Source organism: Enterobacter sp. SA197 (genome assembly GCF_054131575.1).
Genome location: NZ_CP096393.1, coordinates 3,234,635 through 3,258,795 on the forward strand (window position 1 = coordinate 3,234,635; position 24,161 = coordinate 3,258,795).

Below are 24,161 nucleotides of genomic sequence, written 5' to 3' on the forward strand. Positions count from 1 at the left end.
TAAATGATAAGCCATCATACGTGTCCTGCGTGCCCACGCAGACAAACCCGGTCAAACAGTGGTTTACTCACTCCGTGCGCAGCGCTACAATCCCGCCCTAAATTTATGGGATCTCCCCTACTGCCTCACCTGGTGAGGTGGATCTGACCTGTCATCAGAAAGAGCACATCATGTTTAAACCGGAACTCCTCTCCCCGGCGGGAACGCTGAAAAATATGCGTTACGCTTTCGCTTACGGTGCGGACGCCGTGTATGCGGGCCAGCCTCGTTATTCACTGCGCGTGCGTAATAACGAATTCAATCACGAGAATTTGCAGTTGGGCATTAACGAGGCCCATGCGCTCGGTAAAAAATTCTATGTGGTGGTAAACATTGCACCGCACAATGCCAAGCTGAAAACCTTTATTCGCGATTTGAAACCCGTAGTGGATATGGGGCCGGATGCACTGATTATGTCCGATCCGGGCCTGATTATGCTGGTACGTGAGCACTTCCCGCAGATGGATATTCACCTCTCCGTGCAGGCTAACGCCGTTAACTGGGCGACGGTGAAATTCTGGAAACAGATGGGGCTGACCCGTGTGATCCTCTCTCGCGAGCTCTCACTGGATGAAATCGAAGAGATCCGCACCCAGGTGCCGGACATGGAAATTGAAATCTTCGTTCATGGCGCGCTGTGCATGGCCTACTCCGGCCGCTGCCTGCTTTCCGGTTACATCAATAAACGCGATCCGAACCAGGGCACCTGTACCAACGCCTGCCGTTGGGAATATAAGGTTCAGGAAGGCAAAGAGGACGATGTGGGTAATATCGTGCACGTCCATGAACCTATTCCCGTACAGAACGTAGAGCCGACCCTTGGCATTGGTGAGCCGACCAGCAAAGTGTTCATGCTCGAAGAAGCCCAGCGTCCGGGAGAATACATGACCGCGTTTGAAGATGAACACGGTACATACATCATGAACTCCAAAGATTTGCGCGCCATTGCCCACGTGGAGCGTCTTACCCAAATGGGCGTACATTCGCTGAAAATTGAAGGCCGCACCAAGTCCTTCTACTATTGCGCCCGTACCGCGCAGGTCTATCGCAAAGCGATCGACGATGCGGCTGCAGGTAAACCTTTTGATCCAGCGCTGCTCGATACCCTGGAAGGGCTCGCCCACCGTGGTTACACCGAAGGCTTCCTGCGTCGTCACACTCATGACGACTACCAGAACTACGAATATGGTTATTCCATCTCCGAGCGTCAGCAGTTTGTCGGCGAATTCACCGGCGAGCGTAAAGGCCCGCTGGCCGCCGTTGCGGTGAAAAATAAATTTACGATGGGCGACAGCCTCGAACTGATGACGCCGCAGGGCAACATTAATTTCACGCTGGAGCAGATGGAAAATGGCAAAGGTGAAGCGGTAAGCGTAGCGCCGGGTGATGGTCATACCGTCTGGCTGCCGGTTCCGGATGATGTGCAGCTGGAATATGCGCTGTTAATGCGTAACTTCAACGGGCAGAGCACGCGTAACCCGCACGCGAAGTAGTTCACTGACGTTATTTTTTACCAGCAGAAGAATCTTAGAATCGGATCACATACCGCTGCGCTCAATATGGGTATTATCTTTTTCGCTGAAAAACATAACCCATAAATGCTAGCTGTACCAGGAACCACCTCCTTAGCCTGCGTAATCTCCCTTACGCAGGCTGATTTTTTTCTCCTCTCCTTTTCCATCCGCAGGCACACTTCTCACTCCTGAGATACACTTTCCCCAACAGTGTTCTGATAAGGCAGAAAGGATGAGCAACTTTCCGAGCAGTTTATTGATCCTCAACGGGAAAAGCGCAGGTGACGAACTCCTGCGTGAGGCCATTACGTTACTTCGCAATGAAGGAGTGGCGATCCAGGTTCGGGTGACCTGGGAGAAAGGGGATGCAGAACGCTACGTTGCCGAGGCGATTGCGCTGGGCGTTGAGACCGTGATTGCCGGTGGCGGAGATGGCACCATCAACGAGGTGGCCACGGCGCTGGTCCGCAGCCAGTCTCAGCATGCACCGGCAATGGGTATCTTGCCGCTGGGCACGGCAAATGATTTTGCCACCAGCGCCGGGATCCCAGAACCTCTGGATAAAGCCCTTCAGTTAGCTATCGCTGGCGACGCCGTCTCCGTGGATATCGCCGAAGTTAACGGCAACACCTGCTTTATTAATATGGCAACAGGCGGTTTCGGCACCCGTATTACTACCGAAACCCCGGAGAAACTCAAAGCGGCCCTTGGCAGCGTCTCTTATGTCGTTCATGGCCTGATGCGTATGGATACGGTAAAACCAGACCGCTGTGAAATCACTGGCGAGAATTTTCACTGGCAGGGTGATGCGCTGGTGATTGGTATTGGCAACGGACGTCAGGCAGGCGGCGGGCAACAGCTCTGTCCTCAGGCGCTTATTAACGACGGTCAGCTGGAGCTACGCATCTTCACCGGCGATGAAATTCTCCCGACGCTGTTTACCACGCTGACGCAGCCGGACGACAACCCGCATATTGTAGACGGACAGTCCGCCTGGTTTGAAATTAGCGCGCCGCATGACATCACCTTTAACCTCGACGGCGAACCGCTTAAGGGGCAGAACTTCAGCATTCACATCCTGCCCGCCGCCCTCAAATGCCGCCTTCCTGCCGACTGTCCGTTACTGCGCCAGGCGGCCGTCTGACGCGCCAGAGCTTTCCCGGTACAGGTGCAGGAGAAGTGAACAGGTGCAGCCATCATCACACCGCGTCCCTCCCCCTCACGAGGGAGGGAAAAGTGGCATTACGCGATGGTGACTTTGCTGTCCAGATAGACATCCTGAACGGCATTGATCAGCTTCACGCCATCAGCCATAGATTTCTTAAACGCTTTGCGCCCCAGAATTAACCCCATGCCGCCGGCGCGCTTATTGATAACCGCCGTGCGCACGGCGTCGCTCAGGTCTGTTTCCCCGCCTGCGGCACCGCCGGAGTTGATCAAGCCTGCCCGCCCCATGTAGCAGTTGGCCAGTTGATAACGCACCAGGTCGATAGGGTTATCACTGGTAAGCTTGCTGTAGACTTTATCATCGGTATAACCGAAGTTTACTGCTTTATAGCCACCGTTGTTTTCCGCCATTTTTTGCTTAACGATGTCCGCCCCGATGGTCGCGGCAATGTGGTTTGCCTGGCCGGTCAGATCCGCCGAAACATGATAGTCGACACCATCTTTCTTAAAGGACGAATTACGCAGGTAGGCCCAGAGCACCGTCACCATTCCCAGTTCGTGAGCGCGTTCAAAGGCGGCGGAGATCTCTTCAATCTGACGACGCGACTGTTCAGAACCGAAGTATATGGTTGCGCCGACAGCAACGGCCCCCATATTGAACGCCTGCTCTACGCTCGCATAAAGGGTCTGGTCATACTCCGTGGGATAGCTCAGGGTTTCGTTATGATTCAACTTAACGAGGAACGGAATACGGTGCGCGTAGCGGCGTGAAACCGACGCCAGCACCCCATAGGTGGATGCAACGCAGTTGCAGCCCGCTTCAATCGCCAGCTCAACGATGTTTTTAGGATCAAAGTAGAGTGGATTAGCAGCGAACGACGCGCCGGCAGAGTGCTCAATACCCTGATCCACCGGCAAAATAGACAAGTAGCCTGTCTTCGCAAGCCGCCCGGTGTTATAGAGCGTCTGCATGTTACGCAACACCGCTGGCGGGCGATTGTTATCCATCATGACGCGGGTGACATAATCCTCCCCCGGCAGGTAGAGCTGATCCGCCGCAATGGTGGTGCAGCGGTGTTGTAAAAGCGTGTCGGCATCTTTGCCAAGCAACTGCGCAATATCAGTCATTTTCATGCTCCCGTAAGCTTCGCCCGGCGGCGAAGGTGGTTGTCCTGACCCGATAAATGGGCAGACTAAGCCTGGTACGCATGCCCCCTTTTTGCCACCGCCGCCGCTTTTTTCAGCATTTTCTGCTGGCACGTTTCGGGTATAACGTTACCACCACTGATGAAAATGATGCACCGGGCCCGCGCCGTGACCAACTTCCAGGCTGTCCGCCTGCGCAAGCGCCCCATTAAGCCAGATTTTTGCCGCATCCACCGTTGCGTGCCAGTCAGCGTGACGCGGGCGCAGTGCCGCCAGCGCAGCCGACAGCGTGCAGCCGGTGCCGTGGGTATTTTTGGTCATTATGCGAGGCGCAGTGAAACGGGTTGCTCCCTCGCGGGTAAAAAGCCAGTCCGGGCTTTCGGCGTCATCGAGATGCCCGCCCTTAATCAGCACCGCCTCACAGCCCAGCGCCAGCAGTGCCCGACCCTGTTCATGCATCTCCCGTTCGTTACTCGCATGAGGCGCATCGAGCAGAGCTGCGGCTTCCGGCAGGTTCGGGGTAATCAATGAAACCTGCGGCAACAGATGGTCCCGCAGTGCTCCTACCGCCGAAGGCGACAGCAGAGGATCGCCACTCTTTGCCAGCATTACAGTGTCGAGGACAACGTTTGCTACCTGATAGTGACGTAATCTGGCGGCCACTGCTTCAACGATATCGGTCTGCGCCAGCATGCCTACCTTGGTGGTATCAATACGGACGTCACTGAAGACAGAATCGAGTTGCGCAGCGACGAAGTCAGGATCAATGCGATAAACCGACTGCACACCCCGCGTATTTTGCGCCACCAGCGCGGTGATAACCGAGCAGCCATAGGCGCCCAGCGCCGAAAAGGTCTTCAGATCGGCCTGAATCCCCGCGCCACCGCTGGGATCCGTACCGGCTATCGTCAGTGCATTGATACGTTTCATGCCATTCCCTCCCCGCCCAGGGTATAGAGCGCATCGAGAAACGCAGGTACAAAGCTGCCCGGCCCGCTACAGTTCGTCATCGCCAGGCTCCCCGCCTGCGCCACAAACGCGCATCCGGCTGCGACGTTACAGAGCCGGTCACCGGGCAGCACGCAGCAGGCCGCCACCACCGCCGAGAGTGCGCAGCCAGTGCCAACCACGCGGGTCATCAGCGGGTCGCCTCCGATCACTCGTAGCGTTTGCATGCCATCCGTGATGTAGTCCACTTCACCAGTAACGGCAACCACTGCGCCGGTCTGGCGGGCAAGCGCCTTAGCGGCAGGAAGTGCCGTACTGGCCGCGTCGGTGGTATCGACACCGCGACCACCTTCGCTCATCCCCGCCAGGGCGAGAATTTCAGATGCATTGCCACGGATGGCCGCAGGCTGCAGCATCATAATCTCGTGACAGAATCGGGTACGAAACGACAACGCGCCCACGGCAACCGGGTCCAGTGTCCAGGGCGTTCCGGCTTCGCGCGCGCTATGAATGGCCGACAGCATCGACTGTGCGCGTTCATGGGTAAGGGTGCCCACATTGATGAGCAGGGCATCGGCAAGTGAGGAAAACTGTTGTGCTTCTTCTGTCTCAATGACCATCGCCGGAGAAGCCCCCAGCGCCAGCAGCACATTAGCGGTAAAGGTTTGCACGACGTCGTTAGTCATACAGTGAACAAGGGGAGAACGGGTTCGAAACTGGTGAAGGATTTGCGCGACGTGGGCGCGGTGAAGCAGGTCAGGTTGCATGGTTCGCTCCTGCCAGGCTGTGAAGAAGGGATGCCTGGCAGGCATCTGACTTCCCTACGCTGGCATTATCCAGATCAGGTGGTACGGGTATTTCTCAGCCTTCACAAAGAAGGGCACCCCGAGTCATAGTGATAACATTTATTTATCGGTTAGCAGGTTACGCGAAGTCACGTGTTGACACAAGATTGAGCTTATGAATATTACATTTTCACGCTATCTTACCTTGTACCCCATTTTGTACCCCACAAGAAAACTAAAGAACTTAATGTTTTTTCAAATCAACGTCTGACCTACTCAAACCATTAGCATCTCTACACTCAGTATCAATCAATATATATACGGCGTAAGATTAAATGTGCAAGGGGAGAAGCAGACAACCATGAATCCCCATTAAGCATTAGCATGTAATAACCCATATAAAATACCACTTGCATTAACAATTTATTTTTGTAAAACGGATTTTTTCAATGCCCTCTGGTTATAAAATGCAAAAACCGTTACCAAAAGAAGCTGGTTATGAGTTTTAGTCTGCCGGGGTTTTACTTGTTTTACCTTTCAAGGGATAATCTTGAACCAGAGTAGTATGAACTGATAACCCGTCCTTCTTTTAAAGGGGATTACATCAAACAGGAGTACGAGTTTGATGATAAATACCGTAATCATTATTACGTTAAAGGGCTGAGACCACGACCCTCATATTCGCGTAGCTATGCGTATCAGAATAATCATTCCAATGGATTCATTACGGAAAGACGTATAAGGTATCTTGTTTTCAGAGGCGAAGTCGTGATGTTAAACCGGTACGGTTCGCCTGGAGGACTTTTCTATATTGATGAAGAAGGCTTACTTATCTGTAAGAATTACCAGGCCTTTGAATTGAATGGTGCTGAACAGATCCTGAAAGAGTACCGGAATTCTGTAGGATGCAGATACTACCGTTCAGGAAAGCCCCGCCCAACTTCGTTTTTACTGTCGTTCTCCGGGGGAACATCAGCACCAGCTTCTGAGCAGACATACCAGACGATTAACAGCAAGTCCGCAGGACGTTTACTGGCTGCTGGCGGTGTTTATAATGGTAATGTTGAGGGCTTCAGGAAAACAGCAGAGCAGTAAGGCGGAGACGCAGTAAAGGGTTATGATCAAGTACTGAATGAACAAACGGCTGGTACAGCTATTGCGGCGGCTTCAATTCTGTTAGCGAAACGACCTAATAGTGATTCTTTAGAAGGGGTATATAATTACTTAGATAAGGTAAGGGGAGAGACGAAAGTATTAAACAATATAGAAGTGAAAGAAATAAACTATATAAAACGTGATCCTCCTGAAACTATGTTGCTGAGGAAAGAATTTAATAATACAGTGAGGAAGAAATTTCTTAATCAATTATCAGATTCTTCTGATGCAGCTAACGTCTTCAAACCTTCAGATTTGTTCAAAATGAGTAAAGGTACAGCACCAAATGGCTGGGAAGTTCACCATAAATTACCTTTAGATGATGGTGGAACAAATGCTTTTGAGAATTTATCTTTAATTGAAAAAGAGCCGTTCCATAAGGTGTTAACAAATATGCAAAGAACATCGACAAGAGGTATGCTACCGGGAGATAGCAAAGTTACTCCATGGGTTATGCCTACCGGCTCGATTTATCCGCTTAAATAATTTGATGGGTATAAAAATGAATTCAGATGTAATAAGCATGCTAAAACAATTGAGAACGATGATGACCGATTTGGAGTACCCAATCGAACAGCCCATTAACGCATCATTTCTTGATGATTTAAAAAAAGGATGTGAAAAAACGGCATCATCAATACTTAATCAAATTGGAAATGAAACTCGTCTTCTTCTAGTAAATCAACCTGATTATAAGACATTGATAGAAACGATGGATGGGTTTGAATATAACGGGCTTACAATGTTCAGTTTATCAATTCCAGGACCAATAGTTAAAAATTTATTCATCATGAATGAGTTTTATCGAAATAATGATTATTTAGATCCTGAATTACAAGAACGCTTAGTTATTGGCGAGGATGGCATATCATTATTTACATATGATACACAAATGAATCTATTTGAAATTCGTGATAATGCCTCTACAGAATCGATATACGGTTCATTTGATAACTTTAGTGATTTTTTAAAAGAAATACTCGATGCAGTCAAATAAACACTTTCCTTGTAAATCCATATGTAAGTGGCTTTATGTAGGCCACTTTGCTTCTTCTGAATTAATTGGTACATAGGTTCTTATGGTCACGGTAATCTTTATGCCTGGAGAGAGTATGATCCATCAGTACCTGCAAGAGATTTATTATCCAAATATGAGAAAGTATTAGGGAGATTTCAGAGATGATAAAATATTTTTTTGTTCTTCCAATAGTTATATTGCTAACTGGATGTCTAGGAAAAGGTCGAGAAGGGGCGGAAACAGGTGAACGGCAATCAATCTATATCGATAATGGGCGGGTTTGTTTTACCGTAAATAAAAAAGATATACTTAGCCGTTATGTTCTTTCTACAAATGGAAGTAATTATAAAGAATTACTGGTTGGTGATAGGGTTCGTCTTTCATATCCAGATAGTTGCTTTTCAGTAAGTTTAGAGAAAGGTATTATATACGGAGTAAGCTACACCCTGAATGGAAAAAATTATTACTACACATTCATTCTTGATAATGATGGAAATGTTCTTGATCTAAATGAGGAGTAAAGGTTACTTCTGTTACCTCTTGTATATAATGCCCTACAATAAAACCCTCTATAATAGAGGGCCTTATATCTAAATAATTATTAATAGCTTTCCTATACCATAGAGATGAGAGCTGTTAAGATTACTTGCCTTCAAAACACAAAATAACTGAAACCCTGCCCATCCATTTTTTGCTAATAAATCCAGGTATTCATTTACTCAGAAAAAAGTATAGCCAATTTTTATCGCCTAAATTAAAATCTCGTTCACTCGAGCCGCTTCAACCCCGCCTACAGAATGCCGTGTACTCAGATTACAGAATTAATCTTTCCACTAACCTGATATCGACTAAAACACAAACGTTTAAAAATCTCTTCGGGGTACACCCTGTCGATACTTTAATCACAACCTATTTTGGCAATGGTAACTTCTCATTAATAAAATATGAGAAAAAGGGTTTAAATATGACGTTATTTTAGGGTGTCCACTACCGGTAAGTAGATTAAAAAGACTTCGTACGGAATGCCAGGCTGGTCACGCACACCAGCAAATTCTTTACTGTTAGTGCTTCTCCCGTAAATAGCCAACCCTCCGCCGTTCCTGCATTACCAATTCCTTTTACAATCGCAGTGCAGCGTGCCAGATATTTTCTGACAGAAACCCAAAAATTAAGAAGCCCCCGCCGTTGATGCGCGACGGGGTGCTTGATTACCCGATCCTTTACACGTGCATGCCGCAAGGATGGAAGTGAAGGCATGACTTATTCACTCCACCGTGTTGGCATCCCCTTCAGCCTTGAGCAGAGCAATCCTTTGTCGCAGATAACGCCGTTCTTCGTCGAATTCCCGCGTCCTTTCGTTATCAATCAGATCGGCAATGCAGTTAACCTCTTTGATGATACCGTCATCCAGCGCACTGACGCGTCCTCCCCTGCGGGAGGCTATTGCCTCCAGGTGCCTGCTCTGTTCTTCCTTTAGAAGGAGGATTGCTTGCAGCAGTGTCTTACGTAATGCCGGCATCTTTTTGCTTCTCTCGACCAAGAGTTCCCGCACTTTAGGTGTCAGCGCAGGGTTACCCAACAGATTAGCCAGTACGCCAGCCTGAGTGCTTTTCGCGAGCATAATTTGTACCGACGGTGCCAGCGACGGGTTTGTGGCTAACTGAGGGTGGACTGTAACACTGCTTTCGAAAAGACGCATTTGCACCTCTTCATCACAGGCAGGGTTCATTGCAAGGTCGGTGAAATTCGTCTCACTGGCCACCAGTTGCTTTAGCTGCTCCGCGTGCAGATGCGGGTTTTGTACCAGCGCCATGCGATTTTTATTTTGTTTTGCTAAATCGTTAAACAGCTGAGGTGCCAGATTGGGGTTGAGGCACAATGCGGCATTAACCGTATCATCGTCGTAATACCGGAATAAAATTTCCTGATTCTCCGGAGTCAGCGCCGGGTTTCTTGCCATCAGCACTGTTGCGGTCGTCAGCGTCCAGAAATTATCAATGATGTGCTTTTGGTGTTCAGGAATGAGATTGGGGTTCAGCGCCAGCCCCTTAACCACATCCTCAACATCGTCTTTTATCACTTTATCCTGCACCGCCTTGCTCAGCGTCGGGTGCAGCATCAGCGCTACTTTGGTTGCGAGCACACCGGTGTCGTAGAGGTACATTTGCAGCTCTGGCGTCAGGGAAGGATTGGTTGCAAGAACATTGCGCACCTCAGCCGGACACTCCTGGGCGATTTTCCGCTGCACGTCGGCGGTAATGCTTGTATTGGCCGCCAGGGTAGCTAATACGGCTTCATTGCTACTCTCACGGATAATCTGCAACTGGACGTCGCATGTCAGCGTGTTCTGCCCGGCCAGCGCCACCAGACGCAGCGGCGACAGGGTGTCCAGACACTCACGTACCGGCGCGGTCTGACCGCTCGGGTCGGCTGCTTTCATCGCCGCGATAAACGCATCCCGTACCCCGATATCATCATCGCGGGAAAGCTCTACCCGGGTCGCTTCATTAAGGTGGCGGTTATAGGCCAGCGCGATACGCACGTGCGGATTGCGATCGCTAAGTAAGATCTTCTGCTCTTCATCCGTAATCGCCGGGTTACTGGCGAGGGCTGAACGGAACGCTTCGTTATGGTCAGCAATATGGTTAGCGCGCAGCGTGTGGGAACAATGAGGATGGCGTAAAACCGCAGCCTGCAACGCCTCATCCCCCGAGCGGAAAACATCCTCCAGCAATAACTTACTGCAATGAGGCTGCTCAACCAGGGAAAGCAGCAGACTGGCCGGCAGCATATCTTTACTGATGAGCGAATGCATCAGGCTCTCCGGCGCGTTGCGATGCAGGCAGGCGATGCTGAACAGGTGGTCGACCGGCGCCCCCTGATCGATAGGTTCCAGATAGGTACTCAGAATAGAAGACGGGCAGTCGGGATTGTTAAACACCGCATTGCGTACCTCCTGATGATTGTCGCGCGACAGTTTGATAAACAGATCCACCGAGCACTCTTCGTTACGGGCCACCCGCACACGTTCGTAAGGGTTAGGATCGTCTGCCAGCGCAATCATCTGCGCGAGACTCAGACCTTCATTACGCGACGCGGCCTTAAGCTTCATCTTTTCAAACAACGTTTCATAATGATTCACCTGGTCGCGCAGGGTTTCACGCAGCGGCACGGTATGATCAATGGCTTCCCGCAAATGGGAGAAACCTATCTCCTGCCCGGATAAAAACGCCGCTTCCCGCGCTTCCATAACCGCGTTACGGATGTCTGCTCCGGCAAAGTCACGACACTTCACCGCCAGTTGTCGCTGGTCCTCTGCACTCAGGTTCCGCCACACGTCCTTCAGGTGAATGCTGAGGATCGACATGCGTTCCGAGATATGCGGAAAACCGACGTAGAACACATCGTCAAAACGCCCTTTACGTAGCAGCTCCGGTGGCAATGCCGAGATGTTATTCGCCGTGGCGACCACAAACACCGCCCCGGTTTTCTCCTGCATCCAGGTCAGAAAGTAGCCCAACAGGCGTGAAGTGACCTCCGAGGTGTTGTTGCCTCCGATACCAACAAACGCCTTTTCCAGCTCATCCACCCACAGAACGCAGGGACTGATGGACTCTGCCATTGCCAGCGCACGGCGCATGTTGTGCTCACTCTCGCCCACATATTTGCCGAGCAGCGAACCGATATCCAGGCGTAGCAACGGAAGCTGAAACAGGTTCGCGACGGCTTTAGCGGTCAGGGATTTTCCGCATCCAGGCATCCCGGCTACCAGGACACCACGCGGCGACTGTAATCCTTTGCTCTCGGCTTCAGCCAGACGGTGAAGCACGCCAGCCTTGCGTTTGAGCCAGGCTTTAAGGTTTTCTAACCCGCCAATATCATCAAGATTCTCCGAAACTTTCACCATCTCCAGTACGCCACTCCTGGCGATTTTCTGCTCTTTTTCCGCCAACAGTGTCTCAAGCGCAGTCTCGTCCAGCCCCCGGTGATGCGCCATCGCCACGGCCAGCGTCTGGTGGATTTCGCAAACGGTTAATCCCGTCAGGACGGCACCGATTCTCCCAATCAGGGTTTCATCCAGTACCAGGCCCTGCGCGTTGGCAAAACGTCCGATCAGGACAGCTATTTCATCACGGGTCGGCAGGGAAATCGTCACCCGCGTGATCAGCGGTTCGATAAGCGCCGGGATCTCGACGCGTTCATCAAGCAAAATCACACAACTTTCGCCGCAGTGGTGGCGCTGTACACGCAGCAGTAGCTGTTGCAGACGCGCCACCGCTACCGGGTTCGTGGTCAACGCCTCGCGGGCGTTTTTTATCACAATCAACCGATTTTCCAGATCCTCGTCCAGCAGTCCGGCCAGATCGGCGCACAAATCCGGCAGATAGTTATCCTGCTCACGGATTGGCTGTTTATTCCCCGCACTGACCCAGCCCCATGCCTGGTTCCACTCCAGCAGGTTAAAACCGGTCTGCGTCGCCAGTACGGCGAGCAAATCATTAATCCGATCATCTTCATTGCTTTGCAGATAGAGTCCGGGATGCCCGGCGTTAATCCATGTTTTCAGGCGTGTCGCCAGAATTTTGTCCACTCTTTATTACCTCACCCGAAGAGCTTTGCAAACGCACGCCCGGCTTTTTTCACACCTTCCCAGCCTGCGGAAACCGCTCGCCCGACGGTTTCCACGCCGGTTTTAATCAGGGCTTTGCCCGCATTGTATAATTTGTCAGCGATGGCCGACCCGGCAATACCCCCGACAATTCCCCCGGCCAGCCCCCCGGCAAACGTACCGACGGGTCCAAATACCGATCCCCAGGCAGCGCCGAACGCCATGCCTTCTCCGGCGGCCATCAGCCCGGCCGCCGAGGTCAGGGTGGTATGAGCCATCTGATCGACAGCCTCCTGCTTGCCAATCTGCCCGCGCGCAAGGCGGCTCAGCACTCGCAGATTATCTACCGCTACTGAGCCAATCATCGCAATACGTCCGGCCGGGCTGTTTTTTAGCAACTCTCCCAGCAGCCCGCGTTTTGCCGCCACCATCAGCGCGCCCGAGACGGCCACCGTCACCGCGGTACTGGCCCCGGTCTCAATGGAACGGGTCACAAACTCTTTTAGATCTTCCCCTGGCGTGGCGTTGGGCTTACCGGTTAATGCATTCCAGCAACGACGCGCGATGATACGTCCTCCCTGAAAGGCCACGCCCAGACCGGCGGCCATCGCCGCCTCTTTACCGATACGTTTGCTGATTGCACCCGCATCAGCTGTTTTCCAGTCAAAGCTGTCAATTTTCCCGCTGCGCTGCGCCTCATTCTGCTGGCGTTTAGCCTCTTCTTTGCTGTACCGCCTGGATTGAACGCCGTCATATTCAATGGTTTCAGTGGCCTTGCGCTTCATCTCGCCGGCATGATCTTCGGGCACCAGCGAACGCTGCCCCTGATAGTTGCCTTTATTAAAGAGATCTTCTGTCGCCCCGGCGTCTTTACCGTATTTCGCCTGGTAGCGACGCACCACCTTGCCGTTAGCGTCTTTAATCTGCACATCAACGGAGTTTTTGGGAAAGCGTTCACCGGGGCGAATAACCAGTTCCGCTCTGGCCCCGGAGCCTGCCGCAGCGGCATTAATGTTAAAGGTACTGACGTGATGAGCTTCGGCGATAAAACCGTCCAGATTGCGCGCCTGGCTGACAATGCCGTTTTTGGTCAGGATAATGTCCTGCATCTGCTGGTTAGTCTTTTTCAGCGCAGTATCAATAACCTGCCCGTACTGGCTAACATTCAGCGTGCCATGACGTGTCGCCGCATCACTCAGTTGCCTGGCAAACCAGTTGCTGGCGCTTTTGCCGCTGTTTTGTGCTGCCTCAAGAGACTGGCGCAACGTCTGCTGCCGTTGTGCGGTTTCAACAATCGTGTTCGCATCGCGCAGCAGGGTCTCATCGTTATCCCACAAACTGGCATGATGGCGAAAACGCGTCACCAGCCAGTGGTGTAAATCCGCATGTTCAGTGCGCGGCAGGTCAACAACAAATTCGGTAATAAGCGATGAGGTCTCCAGCGCCTGATCCGGGGTGATACTGCCCGTCTCTGCATCGCCCTGCAGGAGATCGATTTGTACCTCATCCTGATGTAATGCTGCCACCAGCACACTTTTCGCGTCCGGGGTCGTAGTTTGTTCTTCATTCAACATGCGTCATGCCCTGCCCTTCGCAAGAAAGTGCTTCCAGCGCCTGCCGGAGCTCCCCTTTCAGTTTTTCAGTGAGTGATGCCGGGGTCTGGATTTTAAGATGGGGTAGCCAGTAGCGGATGACAGACAAAATCTGGCGGTCATCCGCTACCCGCGTAGACAGCAGCAGGCTGCCATCTGCTTCCCGGCGCAGGATCTGCTGATGCGGCAAAAGATCCCTGCGCAGAAAGTATTCAGCCGCCGCGGCCGCAACCGTCAGGGTGACTTCAAATTTCTCAAGGCTGAACCATGCCTCTTCTTCATCCTGAATGGTCTTCAGGACCGCCGGGTCTGGAGTGAACACCTCACGCGTCACGGTCAGAAATTCAATCAGGCTCAGCCGGAAAGCTTTGAGCTGGTTATCTTCAATAGCCGCCAGATACCAGATGTTTTTGATATTTCTGAGCTGGTAAGGATGGGCCTGCCGTGGCTTCCCTTTGTAGTTAAAGGTGCAGCAGCGATGGCTGTCGACAGCACTCTGCAGCAGAGTAAAGTAGCGGTTTATCGCTTCCCCTGCCGCATGCTCGGCATTCAGCGTTTTGACGAAATAGCTGTTCTGGTGTGAAGCTAGCGAGCGCATCACCCTGGCGTCCGGCATCGAAAAATGGCCCGCGCCGCCGGTAAGATCAATGACCGTTTGCAGTATGCCCGCCTGTAACCGCTGACGGTACTCGTCCCGCAACCGGTAACGCTCGCCGCCGATATGCTCGATGACGCCTTCAAAGCGGCTAAGGTCCCGAAATACCGTCCTGTCACTGACGCTGAACCGTTCGGCAAGATGGGTGCGGGTAACCGAATCATTTTGTTGTAATACCACCAACGTCTCTGCCAGACGCCGCGCCAGCTTCTCACTGTTTTCAGAGCGTTTATTCATAACATCTCTCCCTGTATTTATGAGACTTATCTTAACGAAACGGAATGACAGGGTGTGTCATTGATGCCATGAATTGAAAAATATTTTCCCGCCTGTCAGAGATCTTCCCTGCACTACCCGTACTCTCAGCACGCGCTTTTACCAGCCTGGTACGGTAGCGAAAGGGGAAATAACATTGACGTCTTTACACGGTGAGACGAGGGAAAGGGATTTACGACCGGCGCCGTATTGTTAACTGCAATGTGTTGCGGCAAACCAGGGGCCGGTTGCCGGCCCCTGACGGTTACTTATTTCATCAACTGATGTGCTATTGCCTGTAACTGTTCAGCAATGGCCTGCAGGTTGGTCGCTTTGCTCTGCAGCGGCCCGGTGGAATGGCGCACAATCAGGCGCGCCGGTAACACTGATGATGTGCGCGCCGTATCACTATGTCCACTATCCAGCAGCCGGCGAACCGCCTCTTTACCCTGTAGGTCGAGATCCAGAGAGACGGTGGTGAGTGCCGGGTAAAAAAACGAGCTCTCGTAAGTGTCATCGTAACCCACTACGGACTTCTCGCCCGGTATGGCGATGTGGTGCTGATGAAAAGCGCTCAGGGCACCCAGTGCCATCTGGTCATTGGCCACCAGCACGGCGGTGAAGTTCGGCGTCTCGCGCAGCATCTTCAGGGCGCCCGCATAGCCGCTTTGCGCATCCCAGTTGCCGTGAAAAATCAAAGCCGGTTTCAGCCCATAACCACTGAGAGTTTCAACCCAGCTTTTGAGGCGCAGATTAGCCGAGACTGAGTCCTGTGGCCCGGCAAGCAGCGTAATCTCCCGATGCCCGTGATCGTAGAGATGCTTGACGCTGGCGCGGGTGCCATCAGCAGGGTTAAACGAAACGTTAAACACCGAACTGTAGGGGTCGACATCGAGAAACAGACACACAATATCATCGTTGTCCGCTGCGATTTTTTGCGCTCTTTCGGTCTCCAGTGGGACGTTGATAATCATCTTATCGACACGCTGAGACTTAAGCTCGTTGATGGCGGCCTGGATATGATGATTGACGTTCTCATCAATCATTGAGATCAGGACCTGATACCCGTCCAGATTAGCATAGCGTTTTACCGCTGCGGCAACCTGAGAAGGGGCATGTAACGCCAGAGAGGTGGTCACTAACCCAACGGTCTGACTCTGCTTACCTACCAGCTGTTGAGCGAGGCGGTTAGGCACATAGCGTAGTAGCTCAATGGACTTCTCTACCTTGAGACGTGTGGCTTCGGATACATTGGCAGATTTATTGAGTACCCTGGACACGGTCTGATAGGAGACACCCGCATGACGGGCAACGTCTTCTAAGGTCGCGCTTTTAGACTTCATGGTCCGGTTCCTTATGTTGTTATGCGCCAATTGTAACAGGGGCCATTTAAAAAAACGCTCACTCCGCTTTTCCTCGGTTAAAAAACGATAACTAAGTATCACGCTCACATTACATGACATCGTGAACGCATTCTCTTTTTGTCACAAAAAAGACTGATTTATTTGCAGTTAATCACACAATTGCAATCGTTAGTTTGCCAGTTTTTACATTTAGGCATTTTATGGCAGCGTTTATGTGAACGTAATACAAAACTATAAGAGGAATGATATGAACACTACGCTACGCACACTGACGATAGCGTTAGCCGCTGCGCTGACTTCACCTTCATTACTGGCCGCGTCATCTGTCCCTATCGACTTTCACGGCTACCTGCGTTCCGGCATCGGCGTCTCCGGCGATGGCGGAATGCAGGAGTGGCAAAAGAACAAAATTGGTCGTCTGGGTAACGAAGCAGATACCTATGGCGAGCTTGAGTTAGGCTCTGAGGTCTATAAAAAAGACGAAGTGAGTTTTTACCTGGATACGATGGTCAGCATGGTATCCGATGGCTCTAATGACAGTGAAACGACCTTCGGCGACGATGCTGAATTCGGCTTACGCCAGTTAAACCTGCAGATTAAAGGCCTGATCCCGGGCGATCCTAATGCCGTGATTTGGGGCGGTAAACGCTACTACCAGCGTCATGATCTGCACATCATCGACACCAAATACTGGAATATTTCAGGTGCAGGGGCAGGTATTGAAAACTACAGCGTCGGGCCAGGCGCCGTCTCTGTTGCCTGGATCCGGGGTGATGCCAACGACGTGGACTATCGCGTGGATGGTGATAACGATGTGAACATCAACTATATCGACCTGCGCTATGCCGGCTGGAAGCCCTGGTCTGGTGCATGGACGGAGTTTGGCGTGGACTACGCCATGCCAAACCCAACCGACAAACAGAAAAACTATGGCGGCCTTTACGAAGCAGATAATGGCGTGATGGTCACCGGTGAAATCAGCCAGGACATGCTGGGGGGTTATAACAAACTGGTGTTGCAGTACGCGGATAAAGGTCTGGCACAGAACATGGTGTCTCAGGGCGGTGGCTGGTACGACATGTGGCACTATGTTAACGATGCCTCCGGCTACCGCGTCATTAACACCGGGCTTATCCCGATCACTGATAAGTTCTCCTTTAACCATGTGCTGACTTACGGTTCCGCAGACGATATCACCGATTACACCGACAAATCTCGCCTGGTGTCGCTGGTTGGGCGCGCGCAGTACCAGTTCACTGACTATGTGCGTCTGATTGGCGAGGTGGGTGGTTTCTACCAGAAAGACACCTACAATAACGGCACGCATTACAAACAGAGCGGTGAGAAATATACCCTTGCCCTGGGGCTGGCCGATGGCCGTGACTTTATGTCGCGCCCGGAACTGCGTGTATTTGCCTCTTATCTGAATGATTCAGAAAACGGCAAATCGTTTGATGATCACACCGCCAATAATACCTGGAACTTTGGTGTGCAGGTGGAAGCCTGGTGGTAATACCCGCATCGTTCACGTTGCAAGTGTGCTGGCTGCGTTTGTTTATCCCGTCATGTTATTCAGGGGATTCTCGCTCTCGCCGGTTTATGCAACGCGCATGAATGAGGGTGAATATTTTTTGTATTTACTGCGCTTAAACATCGTTATTTATCTCCGGGATCTGGCCGTTAATTAGCGGGTAGTGACCTTTATTTCCCTGGATTTACTTATTGACTATTCTGGATGCCCTTTCGGGCATCCTTTTTTATTTAACGTCGGGAGGTAAAATGCTCATCCAGTAATTTCCTCAGCGCATCTGACTGCTTACCAAATATCGCATGAACCTGTTGACCGAGAATAATAACCCCTAACGCCCCTTCCTGTTGCAGCGCCTCGGAATCCACCAGCGCAAGATTATTTACCGTGACGCGCAACCGGGTAATACAGGCGTCCACGTGACTGATGTTCTCTTCACCACCGAATGCGGCAATCAGACGCTGAATAGTCGCCACCTCGCTGTCGCTGAGTGGTGTACTGGACTGAGGTTGAGAGAAGTAGTGCAGAAACGATTTAAGGCTCACCATGACAATTGTCTCCTGATAATCAGCAGATAAAAAAACGCCTGCTCAGGTGAGCAGGCGTGGTAGGAATACTCAGGCTTTACGGCGAAGGATACGGCAGTCGAAGGCAGAGAGAACCAGCGGCGCAGTGACAGGTGCGCTGGAGAGACAGTCGGTGTAACCCTGCGGTAACGTCACCGTCTGTGACTGCCGGGAATAGTTCTGGATAAACACGAAAGTGGCCTCACCGTCGGTACGCGCTGTCGCTACAACCCCAGGCGGGAAGTCAGCTTCCACCGCGCGCGGCAGGCCCAGCGTATCGATAATATGACCGAAGAAATCACGCTGGAAAGCGAGATCGTTACGCGAAGCCACATGCCAGGCTTTCCCCTGCCCAAAGGTATTGACCGTAACCGCCGGGCGACCGGCGTAGAAATCATCACGATAGATAGCAAGCGAGATGGCGCTTTCCGTGTGGATCAGTTCACACAGGTGGCGTACCTGGTACGGCCCCTGAAGCCCGACTTCATTCCCTGCCAGGCCCTGAATCAGATTGCTTTCGCCCTCCGCCAGACAATCGATCTCCTCAGCCCAGATGCCCAGCAGCGGGCGCAGTGGACCAGGGAAGCCTCCGGTAAAGCAGAGATCGGTATCATTGACTATCCCGCTCCAGTAGGTGGTGACCAGATGCCCGCCCTGTTTAACGAACGTTTCCGCCCGCCCGGCAAAGCCTTCACGCACCATATAGAGCATTGGCGCGATGACAAGCGCGTAGCGGCTTAAATCACCATCCGCATCAATAATGTCCACGGCAATGCCTTTCTCCCAGAATGCCCGGTAGTGCTCATTAACCGTTTTTTCATACTCCATGCCGACGTTGCGCGGCCCCTGCGCATCATCCAGCGCCCAGCGGTTCTGCTGATCGAAGATGATGGCCACTCGCGCGTCAGTGCGACAACCCATCACCCCGGACAGGCGGCTTAAGATATCACCCAGTGCCGACACTTCACGGCCGACACGGGTATCCAGATGCCCCACATGGTCAATGATCGCTCCGTGGAACTTCTCCACCGAGCCACGGCTTTTACGCCACTGGAAATACTGCACCGAATCCGCACCGTGCGCCACCGCCTGCAGGGAGGAGAGAATGTGCATCCCCGGTTTTTTCAATTTGCTGGTAGGCTGCCAGTTGGTGACGCTGGGCGATGACTCCATCAGCACGAAAGGCTTCCCTCCTTTCAGGGTGCGCATCATGTCGTGGTACATCGCCGTGTAACAGGCAAGCGTCGAATCGTCTTTATCACGATGCCACATCGGGTAGCTGTCCCAGGAGATAAAATCCAGAGGTTCTGCTAACTGCCAGTAGTCGTAATCGTAGAAATACTCCATAAAGTTGGTGGTGACCGGCAGCGATGCGTTCGCCGCTTTCAGGGGCACGATTTCATGGCGACAGAAGTCAGTTACCTGCGCCGTATTAAAACGACGCCAGTCCAGATTCAGACCATGAATGGAAACCTCCCCCTGCGGCGCAGGGGACTGAACCTGCGACCAGTCGCTGTAGGTGTGGCTCCAGAAGTCGCTCCACCAGGCATGGTTGAGGGCATCAAGGGTCTGATAACGCGCTTTCAGCCAGTCACGAAATTTTCCCTGACACAGTTCGCAGTGGCATTCGCCACCGTACTCGTTCGACAGGTGCCAGCCGAGCACCGCCGGGTGCTGGCCGTAACGCTCTGCCAGCAGGCTGTTAATCTTCAACGTCTTTTCACGGTAAACCGGCGAGGTCATACAGTGGTTATGACGACCCCCGTGCAGCGCCGGTACACGGTCACGCCCTACCCTTAAGACTTCCGGGTATTTTTGCGACATCCAGGCCGGACGCGCGCCGCTTGGCGTTGCCAGAAATACATGGATCCCCGCCGCATAAAGTTTCTCCAGGATGTTATCCAGCCAGCCAAAATTAAATACCCCTTCCTGCGGCTCCAGTTTCGACCAACTGAATATACCAACAGACATGACATTGCATTTTGCCTGTTTCATCATGGCAATATCTTTATCAATAATATCGGGGTAATTCTCCCACTGCTCCGGATTGTAGTCAGCGCCATGCAATAGCGTGGCGACCTTCGGACTCAAAGGCGCAAATTTATTCATATTAAAAATCCTTCAAAATTGACAGCGTATACCCTAAATAATTCGAGTTGCAGGACAAGGTACTGGTGCCTTGAACAGCGCTTGCGCAGGCCCCAAAGGGACGAGGTCAAAGGCCGAGTAATGCCAACGCACATGCGACTTGAAATATGACGGGTAAAATTAGTTAAAGACTTTTACCGACGGCAGAACTTTCCCATTGCAATCAAATAACGCCTGATTTTCACGGGCATTCCCCTCTTTCCACTGGTCGTTGATATATTTCATTCCGGCCTGAGTAGCCCAGGTATTTCCACCAACTGCAATCCAGGTTGGCTCCCAATAAAAAATGCCTTTCCCGCGATGATCCTGAACATTTATAACGGCCTGCATTAAGTCATGAATATAGTTATATTGTCCCTGAACGGTGGCGGGATAACCGCCGTCTTTTTCCTCTTTCGCCTGGAAACTGTTTTCTGCGTTATCGCAATTTTGCAGGGTATAAGCGTAGGCCGCCTCCACCACAATCACGTCTTTGTTATAACGTTTACTGATGTCATCCATGTTGTTTTTCAGCGCGCTGAGAGGACCGTTCCAGTAGGTGTACATCGACAGGCCAATGACATCGAAGGGCACATTGCGTTTAGTGATTTCATCAAACCACCAGCGGAAGGTATCGTTTTTTGTGCCTTCAGCCAGGTGAAGCATGATTTTGACCTGCTCACCACCCTTAAGGTTCTCTTTGAGGCCATCGATAGCAGAATTCAGCAGGCCGGCCAGACGGTCGAACTCACCGCCACCCTGCCCCCAGCTTTTACCTTCCGGCCACAGCATCCCGCCGTTGATTTCGTTGCCAATCTGCACCATGTCCGGCAGCACACCTTCCTGTTTAAAGCGCGCGATGGTATCGCGGGTGTAGTCATGGATAGTGGTTTTCAGCTGCGGATAATCCATTTTCTCCCAGGCCTTCGGTTTAAACTGTTTGCCCGGATCGGTCCAGAAATCGCTGTAGTGGAAATCCAGCAGCAGCTTCATGCCCTGCGCTTTTGCCCGTTTTGCTAGTGCAATAGTGCTGGCAAGATCGTTATCACCGCCGCCATAGGCTTTGCCCTGCGGGTCCTTAGGGTCAACCCACAGTCGCAGGCGCACGTAGTTGACGCCATTCTCTTTGAGAATGGCTATCGCATCCTGTTGCTGATTTTGGTCATTCAGGAACCTCGCGCCGTGCTTTTCCGTATCCAGTAACGTGGAGATATCAGCCCCTTTGATAAAGTCCGCTGGCATGGCGTTAAAGGGCCGTGTGGTCAGGGTCTCAGCGGCCAGCAGGCTGGCGGAAAAACTGCAGCTCAGGCAAACAGCAAGCAAAGCGGGTGCAAACCTTTTCATATGATCATCCTTTGGTACTGCCGGAGGTCAGGCCGGAGACGAAGTACTTTTGTAATGCCAGGTAGAGGATTGCCACCGGCACGGCGATAAGAACCGCTCCCGCCGCATAGGTGGTGTAACTGGCGCCCATTTTTTGCGCCACCAGGTTATAAAGCCCGATGGGCAGCGTGAATTTGTCCGGAGTACGCAAAATGGTGCTGGAGAGAATGAAATCCCCGAGCGGCCCGGTAAACGAGAACAGCGCCACCACTGCCACAATAGGTTTAGAGAGCGGCATGATTATCTCGATGAAAATACGGAAGTTGCTCGCCCCGTCCATGCGTGCCGACTCATCCAGATCTTTCGGAATGGCATCAAGATAGCCCTTCATCAGATAGGTATTCATCGGGATCATCCCGGCAACGTAGATCAGCACCAGCGCCAGATGGCTGTTAATAAGGCCCAGCAGTTGCGAGAGCACAAAAATGGCAATCAGCGCGGAAAACTGCGGGATCATCTGCAACAACAAAAACAGCATCAGCCCATTCTGCCGCCCCTTAAAGCGAAAGCGGGAGAAGGCGTAGGCGGTAAAGCTCACGCTTATCAGCGTCAGTACCATGGTCATGAAGCTGATTTTCATCGAGTTCCAGTACCATGTGAGGTAGTTCACCTGACCGTTAAACAGATCGGCATAGTGCTGGAAGGAGACGTTTTCCGGGATTATCGAGGTGCTGAGCAGGCTGTTACCCGCGTTCAGCGATGCCCCGACCGTCCATACCAGCGGGTAGATGATAATCAGCGAAACCAACACGATAATCAGCCAGGAGAGAGAGAGGCGAACCCACTTCTCACGACGAATGCTTTGTGATGTAGCCATTTTTCTTCCTTATGCCATGTCGTCGTTTTTGAAGGATTTGGTGGCGCGGAACTGCCACAACGCCAGGCCGACAACAAAAATCGACAGCAGAATGGTGATGGTCGCGGCAATGGCGTACTGCGAAGAGGACATGGTCAGCTTATAGATCCACGATACCAGGATGTCCGTTCCGCCTGCGTTTGACCCCGCCACCGCCGGGCCACCGTTGTTAAACAGGTAAATGATGTTGAAGTTATTAAAGTTGAAGGTGTACTGGGTGATGATGATGGGTGCAATTGAGTAGAGCACCAGCGGCAGCGTAATCGTGCGCAGCCGAGTCCAGGTACCCGCGCCGTCCATCTTCGCCGCTTCATACAGGTCATCAGGAATGGCCTGTAACACGCCGGTCGTCATCGCAAAAACAAACGGAAAGCCGAGCCAGGTCTGCATCATGATGAGCGCCGTTTTGGTCCAGAACGGGTCGGTCAGCCAGGCTTTGGGGCCAATGCCAAAGAAGGCGAGAATCGCATTATTGATAACCCCGAAGGTGTCGTTAAACATCCCGGCGAAGACCAGAATGGTAACAAAGCCCGGCACCGCCCACGGCAGAATAAAGATGGTTCTGACAAGCGGCTTAAAGCGAAGATCCTTCTGGTTCACCAGGATGGCGAGCAGCACCCCTACCGTGCATTGCAGCGTGGTGGCAAGCAGGGTCCACACTACCGTCCACTGCAGCACGTCAAGGAAGGTTGAGCGCCAGATGGAGAGCGTGAAGATGTTGACGAAATTTTTCAGCCCCACCCAGTCCACCAGTTTCGCTGGGGGCGTGTGGTAAAGGTTGTAGTTGGTAAAGGCGATAGCAAAACCAAAAAGAATCGGGAATATCACCACAAACACCAGCAGGATGAAGCCTGGCGTTATCATCAGATAGGGAAAGCCGTCGCTTAAGAGCATCTGGTACTGCTTACGCACGCTGTTGAGCTGATGGCCTTCGTCGCGTTTTTTCCCGTTCACCCAGGCATCACGCAGCGAGAAGTAATACACCGTGACGCCAAAGGCGATTATCAGGACGCTGATTATCCCTTCCGCGAGCAAAAAGATGGAGTTGTCGCGCGGAACCTCTTCCCCCAGGGTATAAAGCCCCCAGAGACCTTCGCGCAGAAAATCATAGAAAATGCCCATAAAGCTGCTGAGCAGCACCAGGAAGATAAGGCCTTTTAACCACTGGCGGTGATAAAACTGGCCAAAGCCCGGCACAATAGCCAGCAGCAGCCCACACCACGCGTGCCGTCCGGCACCACGCGCTTTCGCAAAATTTTCGCTGGGACTGATAATCACGTACGACTCCTTCTGAAAACGGGAGGAACGCCCTCCCGTTTAATACTTCTTTATTTACGCTATGCCCTTAAGACGTCCTGTTTCAGTCTGGCGCCAAGAGCGTGCGCTCCCGGCACGCATAGGTTGGCAACCGGGAAAAACGCCGCCATACACCTGCAACCTGAAGAGTGATGAGC

At 52.0% G+C, this 24,161-nt stretch carries 17 protein-coding genes, 1 pseudogene and 1 riboswitch; of the genes and pseudogenes, 6 read left to right on the forward strand and 12 right to left on the reverse strand.

Annotation, left to right across the window (positions count from 1 at the left end; all coding sequences use genetic code 11):
- The first annotated feature begins 170 nt into the window (after nt 1–170).
- Together trhP and yegS are read left to right on the forward strand one after the other, a co-directional pair.
- The gene (gene trhP, locus M1D91_RS15320; protein ID WP_437431503.1) at nt 171–1,532 is read left to right on the forward strand and encodes a prephenate-dependent tRNA uridine(34) hydroxylase TrhP; all 1,362 of its coding nucleotides are present in this window, start codon (nt 171–173) and stop codon (nt 1,530–1,532) included.
- A 253-nt stretch (nt 1,533–1,785) separates the two neighbouring features.
- Nucleotides 1,786–2,697, forward strand: coding sequence for a lipid kinase YegS (yegS, locus tag M1D91_RS15325; protein ID WP_437431504.1), 912 nt, complete (start codon nt 1,786–1,788; stop codon nt 2,695–2,697).
- A 98-nt stretch (nt 2,698–2,795) separates the two neighbouring features.
- Here the strand turns inward: yegS and fbaB are convergent, their stop codons facing one another.
- The 3 genes from fbaB to thiM all read right to left on the reverse strand — a co-directional run bounded on the left by fbaB (nt 2,796) and on the right by thiM (nt 5,581).
- The gene (fbaB, locus tag M1D91_RS15330; protein ID WP_437431505.1) at nt 2,796–3,848 is read right to left on the reverse strand and encodes a class I fructose-bisphosphate aldolase; all 1,053 of its coding nucleotides are present in this window, start codon (nt 3,846–3,848) and stop codon (nt 2,796–2,798) included.
- A 147-nt stretch (nt 3,849–3,995) separates the two neighbouring features.
- A complete protein-coding gene (thiD, locus tag M1D91_RS15335) occupies nt 3,996–4,796 on the reverse strand; it encodes a bifunctional hydroxymethylpyrimidine kinase/phosphomethylpyrimidine kinase (RefSeq protein WP_437431506.1) in 801 nt (266 codons plus the stop codon).
- Complete coding sequence (thiM, locus tag M1D91_RS15340) at nt 4,793–5,581, reverse strand: hydroxyethylthiazole kinase (protein ID WP_437431507.1); 789 nt, start codon at nt 5,579–5,581, stop codon at nt 4,793–4,795. The genes thiD and thiM overlap by 4 nt, the downstream gene beginning before the upstream one ends.
- A 34-nt stretch (nt 5,582–5,615) precedes the next feature.
- Nucleotides 5,616–5,712: riboswitch (TPP riboswitch) on the reverse strand.
- Nucleotides 5,713–6,595: 883 nt separating this feature from the next.
- On the opposite strand from thiM, the pseudogene M1D91_RS15345 reads away from it, so the two are divergent.
- From M1D91_RS15345 to M1D91_RS15355, 3 genes and pseudogenes are all read left to right on the forward strand, one after another.
- Nucleotides 6,596–7,240: pseudogene (locus tag M1D91_RS15345) on the forward strand (HNH endonuclease signature motif containing protein); the annotation flags it as partial.
- A gap of 16 nt (nt 7,241–7,256) precedes the next feature.
- Nucleotides 7,257–7,751 carry a YrhA family protein gene (locus M1D91_RS15350; protein WP_437431508.1) on the forward strand — a complete coding sequence of 165 codons (495 nt, stop codon included), beginning with the start codon at nt 7,257–7,259 and terminating at the stop codon, nt 7,749–7,751.
- Nucleotides 7,752–7,933: 182 nt separating this feature from the next.
- On the forward strand, nt 7,934–8,293 hold the full coding sequence (locus M1D91_RS15355; RefSeq protein ID WP_437431509.1) for a putative T6SS immunity periplasmic lipoprotein: 360 nt from the start codon (nt 7,934–7,936) through the stop codon (nt 8,291–8,293).
- A 743-nt stretch (nt 8,294–9,036) separates the two neighbouring features.
- On the opposite strand, the gene M1D91_RS15360 is transcribed toward M1D91_RS15355, so the two are convergent.
- The 4 genes from M1D91_RS15360 to M1D91_RS15375 form a co-directional block, all read right to left on the reverse strand.
- Nucleotides 9,037–12,363 (reverse strand): AAA family ATPase, encoded by a 3,327-nt coding sequence (locus M1D91_RS15360; RefSeq protein WP_437431510.1) that lies wholly within the window; start codon nt 12,361–12,363, stop codon nt 9,037–9,039.
- Between the two features lie 11 nt (nt 12,364–12,374).
- Complete coding sequence (locus M1D91_RS15365; protein WP_437431511.1) at nt 12,375–13,955, reverse strand: hypothetical protein; 1,581 nt, start codon at nt 13,953–13,955, stop codon at nt 12,375–12,377.
- Nucleotides 13,945–14,865 (reverse strand): helix-turn-helix transcriptional regulator, encoded by a 921-nt coding sequence (locus tag M1D91_RS15370; protein WP_437431512.1) that lies wholly within the window; start codon nt 14,863–14,865, stop codon nt 13,945–13,947. Before M1D91_RS15370 ends, M1D91_RS15365 begins: the two co-directional genes overlap by 11 nt.
- A 287-nt stretch (nt 14,866–15,152) precedes the next feature.
- Entirely contained in the window at nt 15,153–16,226 is a 1,074-nt protein-coding gene (locus M1D91_RS15375) for a LacI family DNA-binding transcriptional regulator (RefSeq protein ID WP_437431513.1), read from the reverse strand.
- Nucleotides 16,227–16,494: 268 nt separating this feature from the next.
- Here M1D91_RS15375 and M1D91_RS15380 point away from each other — a divergent pair, with 268 nt between their 5' ends.
- Entirely contained in the window at nt 16,495–17,760 is a 1,266-nt protein-coding gene (locus M1D91_RS15380) for a maltoporin (protein WP_437431514.1), read from the forward strand.
- A 248-nt stretch (nt 17,761–18,008) separates the two neighbouring features.
- On the opposite strand, the gene M1D91_RS15385 is transcribed toward M1D91_RS15380, so the two are convergent.
- The 5 genes from M1D91_RS15385 to M1D91_RS15405 form a co-directional block, all read right to left on the reverse strand.
- On the reverse strand, nt 18,009–18,323 hold the full coding sequence (locus M1D91_RS15385) for a glucose PTS transporter subunit EIIB (protein WP_437431515.1): 315 nt from the start codon (nt 18,321–18,323) through the stop codon (nt 18,009–18,011).
- Between the two features lie 69 nt (nt 18,324–18,392).
- Nucleotides 18,393–20,450, reverse strand: a complete 2,058-nt coding sequence (locus M1D91_RS15390; protein WP_437431516.1) for a beta-galactosidase — start codon at nt 20,448–20,450, stop codon at nt 18,393–18,395.
- Nucleotides 20,451–20,609: 159 nt separating this feature from the next.
- Nucleotides 20,610–21,812 (reverse strand): glycoside hydrolase family 53 protein, encoded by a 1,203-nt coding sequence (locus M1D91_RS15395; RefSeq protein WP_437431517.1) that lies wholly within the window; start codon nt 21,810–21,812, stop codon nt 20,610–20,612.
- A 4-nt stretch (nt 21,813–21,816) separates the two neighbouring features.
- The gene (locus M1D91_RS15400) at nt 21,817–22,668 is read right to left on the reverse strand and encodes a sugar ABC transporter permease (protein ID WP_437431518.1); all 852 of its coding nucleotides are present in this window, start codon (nt 22,666–22,668) and stop codon (nt 21,817–21,819) included.
- A 9-nt stretch (nt 22,669–22,677) separates the two neighbouring features.
- Nucleotides 22,678–23,985: a carbohydrate ABC transporter permease gene (locus tag M1D91_RS15405; RefSeq protein ID WP_437431519.1), complete on the reverse strand. Its 1,308-nt coding sequence runs from the start codon at nt 23,983–23,985 to the stop codon at nt 22,678–22,680.
- Nucleotides 23,986–24,161: the final 176 nt, after the last annotated feature.

Bases quoted from the DNA above. Each gene is read 5' to 3' on its own strand.
- M1D91_RS15400 (WP_437431518.1), bottom strand. From the start codon at position 22,668: ATGGCTACATCACAAAGCATTCGTCGTGAGAAGTGGGTTCGCCTCTCT.
- M1D91_RS15365 (WP_437431511.1), bottom strand. From the start codon at position 13,955: ATGTTGAATGAAGAACAAACTACGACCCCGGACGCGAAAAGTGTGCTG.
- M1D91_RS15390 (WP_437431516.1), bottom strand. From the start codon at position 20,450: ATGAATAAATTTGCGCCTTTGAGTCCGAAGGTCGCCACGCTATTGCAT.
- fbaB (WP_437431505.1), bottom strand. From the start codon at position 3,848: ATGACTGATATTGCGCAGTTGCTTGGCAAAGATGCCGACACGCTTTTA.
- M1D91_RS15350 (WP_437431508.1), top strand. From the start codon at position 7,257: ATGAATTCAGATGTAATAAGCATGCTAAAACAATTGAGAACGATGATG.
- M1D91_RS15375 (WP_437431513.1), bottom strand. From the start codon at position 16,226: ATGAAGTCTAAAAGCGCGACCTTAGAAGACGTTGCCCGTCATGCGGGT.
- thiM (WP_437431507.1), bottom strand. From the start codon at position 5,581: ATGCAACCTGACCTGCTTCACCGCGCCCACGTCGCGCAAATCCTTCAC.
- M1D91_RS15380 (WP_437431514.1), top strand. From the start codon at position 16,495: ATGAACACTACGCTACGCACACTGACGATAGCGTTAGCCGCTGCGCTG.
- yegS (WP_437431504.1), top strand. From the start codon at position 1,786: ATGAGCAACTTTCCGAGCAGTTTATTGATCCTCAACGGGAAAAGCGCA.
- thiD (WP_437431506.1), bottom strand. From the start codon at position 4,796: ATGAAACGTATCAATGCACTGACGATAGCCGGTACGGATCCCAGCGGT.
- M1D91_RS15355 (WP_437431509.1), top strand. From the start codon at position 7,934: ATGATAAAATATTTTTTTGTTCTTCCAATAGTTATATTGCTAACTGGA.
- trhP (WP_437431503.1), top strand. From the start codon at position 171: ATGTTTAAACCGGAACTCCTCTCCCCGGCGGGAACGCTGAAAAATATG.
- M1D91_RS15395 (WP_437431517.1), bottom strand. From the start codon at position 21,812: ATGAAAAGGTTTGCACCCGCTTTGCTTGCTGTTTGCCTGAGCTGCAGT.
- M1D91_RS15385 (WP_437431515.1), bottom strand. From the start codon at position 18,323: ATGGTGAGCCTTAAATCGTTTCTGCACTACTTCTCTCAACCTCAGTCC.
- M1D91_RS15370 (WP_437431512.1), bottom strand. From the start codon at position 14,865: ATGAATAAACGCTCTGAAAACAGTGAGAAGCTGGCGCGGCGTCTGGCA.